Source organism: Pseudanabaena sp. UWO310, assembly GCF_006861605.1.
In the GTDB taxonomy this organism is placed as follows: Bacteria; Cyanobacteriota; Cyanobacteriia; order Pseudanabaenales; family Pseudanabaenaceae; genus Pseudanabaena.
This window is the reverse complement of the sequence record NZ_SELU01000033.1, coordinates 1-13,002: the sequence shown is the minus strand read 5'-3', so window position 1 is coordinate 13,002 and position 13,002 is coordinate 1. Positions and strand designations below refer to the sequence as shown.

The following is a 13,002-nucleotide window of genomic DNA, read 5'->3' as shown; positions in this document are numbered from 1 at the left end:
AAAAGTTATTAGTTAAGAATATAAATGATAAATGGGCAGCTAAATTAAACCGTGGCGATCGCTTCGTGACGGGCAAAAATCATCCGTCCTGCCGAAGTTTGCAAAGCACTCGTAACAATTACGATAATTTGCTTCCCAAGATACTCGCGCCCCTCTTCAATCACTACCATCGTGCCATCTTCTAGATAGCCGATACCTTGAGAAGCCTCTTTACCTTCCTTGAGTACCTTGATTTCGATCAGATCCCCTGGCAAGTAGGTTGGGCGGAGAGCTTGGGCGAGATCGTTAATATTTAAAACTTCCACCTGCTGTAAATTGGCAACCTTATTGAGGTTGTAATCATTGGTGATCAGAGTGCAGCTTAACTCTTGAGCTAAACGTACCAACTTAGCATCAACGGTATGTAAGTCCTCATAATCCGCAGAGTGAATGGTGATGCGATCACTAAACTGATCGCGCATATTATTGAGAATATCTAGCCCCCTTCTACCACGCACTCGTTTTTGATCGTTAGAGCTATCGGCGATCGTTTGTAACTCTTGAATCACAAAATGGGGAATCAATAATTGTCCTTCTAAAAACCCCGTCTCCATCAAAGTTTGAATGCGCCCATCAATTACCGTACTGGTATCGAGCACTTTCGCAGTAGCAGTACGCAAAGTACCATCAGCTAATAGGCTACTTTCGACATTGTTGGGATTGATCAAACGCAATAGGGCGCGTCCGTGGGTATCGGAGAGCGTCATTCCCGAATAAGCAAAGATAATGCTAACCAAGATGGCGGTAAGGGGTTTGATGAAATCAAAATTGTCAGGGATCGGAATCAGGAACAGGGGCGCTAGCATTAAATTCGCCACCAATAGTCCAAAGACCAAACCCACAGCTCGCCCTAAAATTGTCTCAATGGGCATCGAGCGAATATTTGACTCGATACGGCGATAGGTATTTTGCACGACCAATCCCGTGATTAGCCCGATCGCAGAGCCGACACCCAAGGTAACCCAGCGTAAATTTTGGATGTTGAGATGAGCGATCGAGTCCGATGGCAAGAAATCAATGCCGTGGAAGCCAGTACCCGCTCCCGCGAGGATGAAAGTAAAAATGATGATAGCGTCAATCATAGGGCGGAACTCCGCTGGGACGAATAAATATTTCAGGAAGGGAAATCAAATAATCTCTAGCCTAAAGCTTTAATTGATTTTAGGTAATACTTTTCCAACTTTCTCAATCCTTTGCATACAATTCTACACAAATCCAAACGAGGATTGTCTATTTTGGTGCTTTTGGACAGCCTTCAGCGGATTTCTGACCATCGGGCATAATCGCCCCGCATAAATTAGTTTCAGACATATAGGCTCCTGTCAAATCTGCCCCCGTGAGATCGGCTCCCCTGAGATCGGCTTTGTCAAGGATTGCGCCAATGAGATTGGCTTCACGCAAATCGGCAAGTTTGAGATCCGCTGAGAACAAATTCGCATTGCGTAAATTTGCGCCGCGCAGATTGGCAAAACTTAATTTTTCTCGCGAAAGATTGCATCCCGCACATTCTCTAGTCTGTAAAACTTGACGAATTTGATTGGGATCGGCAAGGGCTGATTCGATCGCACTAATGGAGGCGATCGCGGCAATTAACCCTGAAATGATTAAGGAAGAATGGATTGTCGGTTTCATAGTGGATCGCTCAGGTTGTAGCTGACCAACTCTCAAGCTTTGGAAGCTGGGAATTTGCATCCACCCTATCACTAAATCACTTGAGATTGCGATCGCAATCACAGGTGTATCTACCTGATGTCACTTGCCATTCTTCAATAAAGATTGATGATGTTGTTATTGAATTAATCGCTTACGGGTAATGTTCACCCACTCGGTTGGTTTGATAGCAGGAAGCAGCCTTAGCCGCTTTCATCAGAAGATTAAATCCATAGAAATTTAATTTTCTAATTCGTAGTCAGCAATTAGAGAACGCAGATTAGAGGCAGTCATGAAAAGTACAATTGTCGCCACATTTTTAGCCATTTCGGGTTTCGCCATTTCAGGATTCGCTCTCGCTACGCCAGTCAATGCCCAAACAGCGATCGTCGCCGCTCTATATCAAAATCCTACAACTCCTCATACCGAAGTCCGTTCTGAAAGTGCAAATATTAATTCCCATCAAATTATCCTTGCCGTTAATACCACTCCTGAAGTAGTTGCGATCGCGGACAATCTGCTCACAGGCAAAACCTACGATCGCATCGTTACCGTAAGTCACAAAGATAATCTCGCCTGTTTGGTGAGCGGTAAAGGTTCTATCGATGGAGCCGTCATGTGTGGTTTTATCGATCACGAATAATACCAAATCACAAAATGGCGTAGCCATTTTGTGATTTTAAAACCCTCACTGGGTTTGGTTTTCAATTTCAAAAAGTGTAGCCACACTTTTTGAAATTGGTATAATTACCGCAATTATCGATCAAACGAACCACAGGAAGATTTTGAAAGCTTTGCTTCGCAAAGCTTTCAAAATCTTCCTAGTTTGGGTTTGAGCGCAAAGCGCTGTATGAATAAAAGGTTTTTCCAGTTAAGAAATGGCGTAGCCATTTCTTAACTGGAAAAATTAGGGAAAAAGTTGCCATCGATGGAGATTCGGGATCAGGCGATATTAGATATATCAGGATTATTTTTAAATTCGTTCAGCTTTTGAAGTCCAAATTGAGCGCGTTTAATTTGCTTTTCGCATAGCTCTTCGATCTCAGAACGGACAATTTCAATCCCGTTTTGCGTATCCGTGGCGCGATCAAAAAACACGATACTATCTACCTGTTTCATACCAATTAAGCGGAAGAGCATATCGATTACATTGTATTCGCCGCATTCGAGCTGAGCGTCATTGAGTTTTAGGCGATCGATATTCGCAGGAGTGCGATCGCAATAGGCGTAAATAGTCGTCTTTTCGAGTTCGGGATTATCGTGATTGCTCAGGGGCGTAAGTAACCAGCCACCTTCAAGGTCTTGAATCACGATATAGGTTGTATGTCTGAGGTTTTGGGCGATCGCTTTAAGAACAGATGCAATTAAACTAACCGCGCTTGCCGTTTCTTCATCGGGCGTACTCTGAACTAGTAAGGCAACTTGGCGATCGAGGATTTGATCTTTAGTGAGCATGAATCTAAGAAATATGATGTGCTGAGCGTTTGAGAGCAGGTTTTGCCGTAATCGATTGCAATACTTCTAAGGTCTCAAATATCGCGTCCCGCATTGTCGTCTCGGTTTCTCGGTTGAGCAGGATTTGGCAGTAATCAGCGATCGCTCGCTCCTGCGCCGCAGGTAAGCGATTATCGCGAACGTACTGATTGATCTGTTTAATCGCAATTAGTCTAGCTAGGTCATCACTAACTGTAAGTTGGGCAATTAGTTGATCGAAATTATCTTGCTGACGTTGTAACCATTGTTTAAAAGCTTGGCGTACCAAAATCGCGAAAATCCCTAAGGTTGCGCCTAGTTGTAAAACGCTTGCCGCCGCCAACCAATGGTTTTCTTGATTTGACCAGACTGCCAAGATCGTATAGGTCAAGAAAACGGTACTCGTGCCACTAGCCACCGATAGGGGCAAATGCCGATAGGGACTTTGCAGAAATCTCTGAATGCGCCATAAAATTACATTCCAATTCCAGTCCTGCATCACATAGACGGCAATCATCGCGCCGATTCCCGTACCAGTGGCCGCGATTAATTGCCAGTTCCACAGAAGTAACATCACCAAAAAAACTGCCAACAAAGCCCATACTGGCAGCCCCTGTTCGCGAGCTAGCCCACGCCAAAGCGATCGCATTAGTAGATGAGCTTGCGAAGAAGATGTTGCCGATTCCTGTTCTTGATGATGTGAGTTTTTGACCACTGGTGAACCCAATTTGTCCCTAAGGAATTGTAATAGCTACTTTACAGGATTTTAGTTCAAAAAGGTGAGATGGGATAGAGCCGCATCTCACCTTTTTATACCAAGTTAAGAAATGGCTACGCCATTTCTTATAGCTACCGCCAGCCTTGTTAGGACAAAATTAAAACCCAAGATCTTGTTGTCGCACGGAGCGCGACAACAAGATCTTGGGTTTTATGTCCTGATATAGTTGGCGGTAGCTATAACTTGAGAATCCTTATACCAAAGCTCAAAATAGCGTAGCCATTGTGAGCTTTGAAAACCCTATATAGCTATAGCCAAATAACTTAAGACATAAAACCCAGAAGAGTGTTGCGGTCGCGCCGCAACACTCTTCTGGGTTTTGTTTTTGTCCTAACATAACTGGCTACTGCTATAAGATCCAGATCTCAAACCTGCGCCGCAGGTTTGAGATCTGGATCTTAATTATGCTCTGTTACTTGGCAGGTTTTTTATACATATTTTGTAAGCTGAGGAGTCCGACTCCACCTGTAACCAGAAACACCCCAAATAATTGGATGAAATCGAGCTTGTTGCCCAAAATTGTAAATGCTAAAAATGTCGTAAATACGGGACCGCTCGCACTAACAATCGAAGCTTGAGCCGCTCCCATCAACTTTGTGCCGAAACTAGTCAGCAGATATCCACCTAGGGTAGTTAAGGCGATCAGGAAACACATGAATATCAGCGAGCCATTGAAGGAGAGCGAAGCTAAGGTGAAGGGTAAAGTACCAAAACACAGTAGCAAGATAATGGCAAAGTTAATGGATGTAAACGAAACAGGATTTAGCTGTTTGAAGCAAGCCTGCGAAGTGATGATATATCCTGCAAAAGAGATGCCTGAGAGCATCGCGGCAGCTACTCCCCAAGTATCGGGCTTAGTCACGCCAAAAATGTTATAGGTCAGCATGATCCCCAGATAAATCACGCCGATTACAAACCAACGCTCTTTACTAGGGCGATCGCCAAAGAGTAACCAAGCCATTAGTACCGTAACGGTGGGGAAGATAAAAAATAAGGTGACGGCTAATCCTGGGTTCAAGATACCTAGGGCGACATAGATAAAGGCAAAGGAGGCAAATTGTAATAGCGCACTAAAGGCAACTCGCCAAAACAATAGTCGGCGACTAGGCGTTAGCAATTGCTGGAAGTCGCGCATGACATCTACTCTAAAAATAAACTTGGCGACTAGCCACATGATAGGCGTGGCAAATAGCATTCGCAACAGCAGCAACATAAAGGAGTTGGGGACGCTGGGCTTGATCAACCCGCCAAAGCTAAATAGTCCCAGAATGGTGGAGTTAGAGAAGATCACCTTGACCAGAATATTCTGGAAGGACAACACCACCGAAGCCCCCAATACTAAAATAAATCCAAACCACCAATCATTGAGGCGCTTTGTGGGCTTTACGATCGGAGGTTCTAAATCTAGGGCTTTGAAAGGCTCGGTCGGTTCGTCGTAGGGACGAGTGTCATACTGCCGAAATTGCCCACTATTGAAGGTGGGAATTTGAATTTGGTTGTAATTGCCATTGCCGTTAGGTGTCACAGGTGCGGTGGTATTGCTACCGATCGCCCCCGTAAGACCAGAAGATGTCCCCGTAAAGCTGCTTGTAGGTTGATTTCCCCCTAGATTGCCTAGACTGCCACCGCCACTGTAGCGATCGCTGGTGGATCGGCGTAAATATTCATCAATTCTCTCAACCAATGCCGAGAGCATCAATTCGCCCTGCTGTCTCTGGGCATACATACGCTGCATCTGATCATCAAGATCGCGCTGATAAGTATCGACATCCCGTTGCAAAGACTGAAAAGTAGCTCTAATCGCACTATCCAGATTCAGCATTAGCTGCTCGAAATTCTCAGAATGATCGTTGAGCACCTTGGAATTAGTGACGATCACATCATTTTTGAGGTGAAAGGTAATTGCTTGGGCGAGTTGTTCGATCCATTGCTGGCGTTGAATTTCCTGTTGATTCATGCCTTGCTGGGCGACAGTCAATACCTCTAGCTCTTTACGTTGAGACTGGAGCCGTTGAATATCGTCGGTAAGGGCATTTTTCTGGGCTTGTAAAATTAAAATTTCGCGGCTGAGCTTGCCCAAGATATTTGACCGCAGATCTGACAAGTCCTTGGTGACTCCTGCGAGGGTCTGCTCGTAAGAACTACTACGAATATTATTGCTCTCCATTGAAGAAATCACCTCGTAACAATGCCGTCTAAAATAATGCTGGGTTCTATGTTTGGCACTAATTTTTTAATTGGCTGAATTGGTTGCGTCTAGTTTGCGAACTTTATAACACTAATTTGAGCATCTGGCATATTTTGTTTTATTTGTTTGCTAGAAAATTTTCGCTAGAGCAAGAGAATCAACTTTTAGCTTTTAATACCAAATCACAAAATGGCTACACCATTTTGTGATTTTAAAACACTTGCTGGGTTTGGTTTTTAATTCCCAAAAGTGTAGCCACACTTTTGGGAATTGGTATAGGTAGTTCGGCATAAGTAAACTTAAAACCTAGAAGAGCATACCGCCCGCGCAGCGGGCGGTATGCTCTCTGTCTTTGGTTTTTAATCATGCCGAACTACTTATCAGGTTTCAGATTTTGCGAGGTGCATAGTATCTAGCCATTCAATTAAGTTGTCAAGCTGCTTGTCGTGGGAGAGCGTCCCTAATCCTCTAACCGTAACATTACCCTTGCTATAGACAAATCTCGGCTGTAAATGGCTGGGCAAATGCTGATGAAGTAATTTCCATGCTGGTTCTTCCATCTTAGACTCTAGAACGACATGTTGTTTGCCTTCGGGTTTAATACGGAAAAAGCCGATCCGTTTAGCGAGGAGTTTTAATTCCATGACTTTGATCAATTGCATGGCAGGGACGGGGACTTTGCCATAGCAGTCACGCCACTCTTCAATAATTTGCATTAATTCACGACGAGAACTGACGGAGGCGACGGTGCGATAGGCGCTCATCTTGCGATCGCCATCAGGGATATATTCGGTAGGGATAAAGGCGGTAATGGGCAGATCTACTTGCGTATCCTCGACTTCAGGAATTTCGGAACCACGTATTTCGGCGATCGCTTCTTGGAGCATTTCCATATAAAGGTCAAAGCCGATGGTATTAATTTGACCAGATTGTTCTGCGCCGAGGAGATTCCCCACCCCACGAATTTCCATATCGCGCATGGCTAACTGATAGCCCGAACCAAGATGGGTAAATTCTTGAATCGCCTTGAGTCGTTTGCGAGCAATATCGGTAAGCTCCCCTTTTTCTTGGTAAAACAACCATGCATGGGCTTGAATGCCTGCGCGTCCGACCCGACCGCGCAACTGATAGAGCTGCGCCAAGCCAAACCTTTGGGCATCTTCGATAATGATCGTATTAACCCGAGGAATATCTAGCCCCGATTCGATAATCGTGGTGCAGATCATCATGTCTGACTCGCCACTGCTGAAACTGAGCATGGTGGATTCTAGTTCCGATTCGGGCATTTGTCCATGGGCGATCGCCATTCTTACCGATGGCAACATTTCATGCACCCTTGCGGAAACCTCTTCAATATCGTCAATACGCGATACTACATAAAAAATTTGTCCCCCGCGATCGAGTTCCTGTCTGATGGCTGCTCTCACTAGTTCGGGGTTGTAGCGCGAAAGATGGGTCATAATTGATCGTCTTGAGGGTGGCGGCGTGGTGATTAGGCTCATCTCCCGAACTCCTGACATTGCCATATATAGAGTTCTGGGGATTGGCGTAGCGGAGAGTGTTAACACATCCACTTCTGTTTTCATGGTTTTAATTTTCTCCTTCTGCGCCACCCCAAAGCGCTGTTCCTCATCAATCACTAATAGCCCCAAATCCTTAAATTCAACATCCTTGGATAGCAGTTGATGCGTACCAACGACGATATCTAGTTCGCCTGTTTTTAGTTTGCGGCAGATTTCTTTTTTCTCGACATTGCTGCGAAAGCGGTTGAGCAAAGCAATATTGATGGGATAGGCGGCGTAGCGCTCTTGCAAACTGTGGTAATGCTGTTGCGCGAGAATGGTGGTGGGTACGAGTAGAGCCGCTTGCTTGCCTGTCGTCACTGCTTTAAAAATTGTGCGAATGGCAACTTCAGTTTTCCCAAAACCAACATCACCACAGACGAGGCGATCCATGGGGCGCGAACTTTCCATATCCTGCTTGACATCCTGAGTTGCCTTCAACTGATCGGGGGTGGCTTGATAGGGGAAGGAATCTTCCATTTCCTGCTGCCAAGGATTATCGGGGGGAAAAGCATAGCCGACCTGTTGCGATCGCTTAGCATAGAGTTCTAAAAGATCGAAGGCAATCTTCTTAATTGCTTTTTTGGCTTTATTCGTAGTATTTGTCCATGCCTTACCTGTCATTTTATGCAGTTCGGGCTTACCCTCATTCATGCCGCGATAGCGGGACAGGATCGACATTTGATCGACAACAACGCGCAGTAATCCATCGTCATATTTGAGAACTAGATATTCGCGAGTTTCATTGTTGACCGTTAACTTCTCTAATTTGAGGAACTGACCGACACCGTGATTTTTATGAACGACATAGTCCCCTGGTGCAAGCTTATTGAGATCGACTTGTTTGGATACGGCTCTTCTTCGCTTCCTGACATAGTTGGGCGTGCCGAGGGCGTGCTGACCAAAAAACTCGCGATCGCTAATTACTACAATTCGATAGGTAGGCAAAACGAACCCTTGAATTTCCGCCGTGCCTGAGTATTTAAATGCAACGGCGATGCGGAGGTTATGGGTCTTGTCGATCGCAGGAAAATCTTTGACATTGGGGATGAACTGAGCTTGACAATCATGCTCTTGCAGTAGGGCAACAGTTCGTGAAGGCTGTGCCGAAACAAGGATGATTTTATATTTCTGTTCACGATATTCGCGAATTGTTTGGGCAATTTTGGCAAATTGGTGGGGAATGGCGGGTACTGGACGGCTAGCCATATTTACGCCCCGATTTTCTTCTGCTAACTCAAACAGATCGAGACGATTAAATTTGGCGACATCGAGCAAACAATCCGCAAATGAGCGATGGAGTATCCCTGTTCCCCCTGTAAAAATTTCGGCGGCTGACTCATACCAGCGATCGCAATGGGCTTGACATTGTTCTAGTTCGTCTATAACCACCAGACATTGCTCTGGTGGTGGCAAATAATCTAAGAGCGAAGCACTGGATAAGGGATGGACTGCAAATCCTTTGCCGCTGAAATCATCTTCTAAATCCGTCTCGGACAAGGGAGCATCCCCAAAAATATGCCCATAGGTAATAGGAGTGAGCAATACCGAAGGAATGCTATCTAGCGCTCTTTGGGTAGTAGGCTCAAATTCACGAATCCGTTCGATTTCATCGCCGAACCAGTCGATCCGAACGGGCATTTCACTGGATACGGGAAAAATATCGATAATATCGCCCCGCCTTGCCCATTGTCCTTCGACTTCTACGGTGGAAGTGTTTTCGTAGCCCATGAGGGTTAAGTTTGTGGCTAGATCCCGTAGCTTAATCTCCGAGCCAACTTCCAACAGTACGCAATATTCGTTAAATTTTTGCGGGCTGGGCAAGTGCTTTTGTAAAGCGCGATCGGTTGCCACGATCGCCATTTTCTTCTTTTCTCCTGCTTGCTCCTGCCAATCCGCTAAATCTGCCAATACCTGCATTTGTCCCCAGATCACCTCTGACTCTGGCTGATAGGGCTCGTAGGGCAACATATCCGAAGTTGGGTAGTAATGAACGATATGCCAACCCATCGTTTCTAGCTGTACTGACCAGCGCCCCGCTTCCTCAATCGTCGAGGTAATGACTAACATTAAGCTTTCTTGCTTTTGGCTCAAAGTCGAGCTGACAATGCCTTTTCCCACTCTCGATAGCCCCGAAAGTGTCAGTTGATGCGATCGCATCAATTTATTTTCTAGTTCGTCAGTGAGAGGAGAGCGAGTTAATGAACGAATGACGGAGGAAAATGGCATGAGGGGAAAGGGAAAGTTAAACAATGGCAGTAACTATAATTTTACATTACGGTCAAAGCTTATCCAAAGTAGGAAAATGCAGGCTAGGATCGATTTATTCTGTAAGTAACTATTGCGGCTTTCATTTTGCCTTAGGCAAAATGAAAACTCAAAACCCTTATTTAAGTAGCTGGGCATAATTAAAAACCAGAGTCAAAAGCTGTAGCGCTCGCGCAGCGAGCGCTACAGCTTTTAGGATTTTATATTTAATTGCGCCTAACCTGTACCGCCCTTTTAACAGACGGTACAGGCTCTAGTTATATCTAGCCTTATATATCTAGCCTTATATATCTAGCCTTAGTAATATGACAAATCAAACTCGGCCCGATCGCCATAGCCCAACTAAATCGGAACGTAAAGAAGAACTAATACTCTGCTCGCATTGCTTGCGTACTGCTACCAATGGCATTAAATGCCAAGGTATTTGTGTCGCCGATAGTAACTATTAAGGAAGTCAAGTATGGGTGGCACTTTGTGCCGTCCATACTTGCTCGTTTGAGGATTTATATTTCCGCGATCGCTCGTTCGATCAATCGACGGGCAATGGTTTGTGTACCAGTATGTTCGTAGTAATTCGTCGCTACATCTAGAAACGCTGGAAGGTAATCTAACTTATCGTCTGAAAAATCAATAAAAGATTGCAAGTGCCCAGTAATCTTTGCTGGTGACAAGTTATGTGAGACAACTAGGTTATTCATCCAGCCTTTAACTGAGTTGAAGCTTTCGCCGATAAAGCTCAGTTTGCTGGCAGAGCCTTGACCTGGAATCTCATCTTTGATGGTTTGGAAGGTAGAGCTTTGCTCCAATTCATTCGGACTGATCCGACTAATCCAAGATAGGGTCTGTTGAATAAAATCGGTACCTAGGGGGAGCAATCCGTCAAAGCAGACCAAGGCAATCATCCTGATTAACGACTCACCACTGTATTCTTCTAACGATGAGACAAAATCCCCAAGGCTGTTTGGAGGAATACCGTTAATGTGACAGAAGGCGGTTGACTCTGCAACTAATTTCAGGCATAGATCGATCGCTTGTGATTTTTCGGGTTTGGGAGTTACTTTGTTTAAAAAACCCACAAGAGGAATGTTTTCACCAACTTTATTCGCCAAGATTGCTGCACCGAGTGCTTTATCCGTGTTATCGACGCTTTCATAGAGCCACAGGGCTCGCTGGTATCCTTGAGAACGGTCGTTGTACAGATAAATTGCTCGTTCGCCAATTTGCTGAATGAGGTCTTGGTCAGTTTCACCAGTCACGGTTTTAATGGTGTTGACAAAACCAACTACATTTTCCCACTCACTAGGAGCGATGAAATCGAGCGATTGTAAAGCATTAACGGTCAAACCATGATGGGGTAGTTCATCAACCAACTGTTGAATCGGTTTGCTCATAAAAATCCCTAAATATTAGTTATACTGAACCAAAATACCATCAAATAAGGAGCGTACCGCCCGCTAGGCGGATAGTACGCTCTTATTCAGTAATGTATAGAGAGTTGCGGCGCGAAGCGCCGCAACTCTCTATTGGATTTGATTTCCTGACTTAAGTGAATATAGCTATAAGACACTTTTAAGCAACTTTCGGAGTTCTAAACCCTGCTTATGATTGGGTTTCTCTTTGAGAACTTTTTCTACGGCAAAAGATGATTCTTTGTAGCGCCCCGCACCATATAAACTTGCCGCCAGACCATACTCAGTATTAATTCTCTCTACACCTCCCCAAAGAGTATTTGCTTTGAGAGAGCGATTGTAAGCATTAATAGCATCGGCATATTTACCCTGAGTATAAAAAATCAGCCCTTGATTATGCCAAACCTCAGCAAAGCCCCCAGACAAACTAATTGCCTTCTGATAAGACTGTAAGGCTTCTTCATACCGTTTAGATTCTCTTAAGACATTGCCCTTTTTATACCAGCCAGCATAGTCATCAGGCTCAATTGATGTAACGCGATCGAAAGCCTTAATGGCTTCGTCATAACGTTTGAGAGCGAATAAAGTATCAGCCTTGGCATACCATGCATTAGCATAATTAGGATTAGTTGCAATAATTTGATCGAACGTATTTAATGATTGGGAGTAGTTGCCTCGTTCGAGCGAGTAAACTCCTTCTATGTAGTTCTCATAAGTAATTTCGTCAATATTACTCTGAAATAATTTAATCTCAGGATTACCAAGCCTAATGCGCTTTCCGCGATCGAAAGCCCGAATTGCATCTTTATATCGACCTAATCTAGTCTTTGCTTCTGCTTCACCATAGTAAACTACATAGTCTTGAACGCTGAAAAAGTGCTTAGCTTTAATAATGTAGGATGAATTGGGAGATAGCAAAACAGAGCGCCGATAGGAGATGAGAGCTTCTTCGTAGCGTTCCAATCGGAATAGTGCTAATCCTCTAAAAAACCACACAAATCCATAGTCTGATTTGATCTTGAGAGACCGATCTAGATCGGCGATCGCCTCTTGATATCGTTTAAGATCGAGGAGTGCTGTCCCGCGATTAAACCACCATAAATAGTAATCTTCCTCTTGTACGAGGGGTTGTGAGCGATCTACGAATTTCCCCCCTGGTTTAATTTGTAAAGCCCTATCGTAGGATGCGATCGCTTCGTCAAATCTTTTTAATCCTGCGAGAGCCAAACCATGATTGTTCCAAAGTTCGGGATCCTTTCGCCCACGCTCATCTTGCAAGGCAATCTCAAAGCAATCTAGGGCTTCTCGAAAAAGTTCTTTTTTAAGAGAAATAGTACCTCGTATCTTGTAATTGCCAGGATGAGCGGGAAGCGAACCGATGTTACAAGTACGATTTTGACTATATGCCATTGGAGGATTGGAGAACTCTAAAATCCCTAAAATGCAACCTGACAAAATTAGCCCATAGGGTAATGAATGAAGAGCCCAAGATTTAGAAGTCATAATCTTTATTGTTGTTACTTTGAAGAAATTTAGGAGGAAATATAAGAGGAAATTTAGTAAGGAAAATATTTAATTTGCTGGGGGTGGGGGTGGTGCTTGTCTGGTTGGATTTGTTGGGGGCGGATCGTATGC

General features: G+C 44.4%; 10 protein-coding genes. 2 read left to right on the top strand and 8 right to left on the bottom strand.

Annotation, left to right across the window (positions count from 1 at the left end; all coding sequences use genetic code 11):
* Positions 1–44 precede the first annotated feature (44 nt).
* Positions 45–1,121, bottom strand: a complete 1,077-nt coding sequence (locus tag PseudUWO310_RS12380; protein WP_009626530.1) for a PIN/TRAM domain-containing protein — start codon at positions 1,119–1,121, stop codon at positions 45–47.
* 148 nt (positions 1,122–1,269) lie between these two features.
* Positions 1,270–1,671 (bottom strand): pentapeptide repeat-containing protein, encoded by a 402-nt coding sequence (locus tag PseudUWO310_RS12375; RefSeq protein ID WP_055074506.1) that lies wholly within the window; start codon positions 1,669–1,671, stop codon positions 1,270–1,272.
* A gap of 310 nt (positions 1,672–1,981) precedes the next feature.
* On the opposite strand from PseudUWO310_RS12375, the gene PseudUWO310_RS12370 reads away from it, so the two are divergent.
* On the top strand, positions 1,982–2,332 hold the full coding sequence (locus tag PseudUWO310_RS12370; protein WP_142601673.1) for a hypothetical protein: 351 nt from the start codon (positions 1,982–1,984) through the stop codon (positions 2,330–2,332).
* A 299-nt stretch (positions 2,333–2,631) separates the two neighbouring features.
* Here PseudUWO310_RS12370 and PseudUWO310_RS12365 read toward each other — a convergent pair whose 3' ends face one another.
* The 4 genes from PseudUWO310_RS12365 to mfd all read right to left on the bottom strand — a co-directional run bounded on the left by PseudUWO310_RS12365 (position 2,632) and on the right by mfd (position 9,919).
* Entirely contained in the window at positions 2,632–3,144 is a 513-nt protein-coding gene (locus PseudUWO310_RS12365) for a hypothetical protein (RefSeq protein ID WP_055074502.1), read from the bottom strand.
* A 4-nt stretch (positions 3,145–3,148) separates the two neighbouring features.
* Entirely contained in the window at positions 3,149–3,877 is a 729-nt protein-coding gene (locus PseudUWO310_RS12360) for a hypothetical protein (RefSeq protein WP_142601671.1), read from the bottom strand.
* 475 nt (positions 3,878–4,352) lie between these two features.
* Entirely contained in the window at positions 4,353–6,107 is a 1,755-nt protein-coding gene (locus tag PseudUWO310_RS12355) for an EamA family transporter (protein ID WP_142601668.1), read from the bottom strand.
* Between the two features lie 401 nt (positions 6,108–6,508).
* Positions 6,509–9,919: a transcription-repair coupling factor gene (mfd, locus tag PseudUWO310_RS12350; protein ID WP_142601666.1), complete on the bottom strand. Its 3,411-nt coding sequence runs from the start codon at positions 9,917–9,919 to the stop codon at positions 6,509–6,511.
* 344 nt (positions 9,920–10,263) lie between these two features.
* Here mfd and PseudUWO310_RS22935 point away from each other — a divergent pair, with 344 nt between their 5' ends.
* Positions 10,264–10,407 (top strand): hypothetical protein, encoded by a 144-nt coding sequence (locus PseudUWO310_RS22935; protein WP_190316005.1) that lies wholly within the window; start codon positions 10,264–10,266, stop codon positions 10,405–10,407.
* 54 nt (positions 10,408–10,461) lie between these two features.
* On the opposite strand, the gene PseudUWO310_RS12345 is transcribed toward PseudUWO310_RS22935, so the two are convergent.
* Positions 10,462–11,349 (bottom strand): hypothetical protein, encoded by an 888-nt coding sequence (locus PseudUWO310_RS12345; protein ID WP_142601664.1) that lies wholly within the window; start codon positions 11,347–11,349, stop codon positions 10,462–10,464.
* A 165-nt stretch (positions 11,350–11,514) separates the two neighbouring features.
* Positions 11,515–12,870, bottom strand: a complete 1,356-nt coding sequence (locus PseudUWO310_RS12340) for a tetratricopeptide repeat protein (RefSeq protein WP_142601662.1) — start codon at positions 12,868–12,870, stop codon at positions 11,515–11,517.
* Positions 12,871–13,002 lie beyond the last annotated feature (132 nt).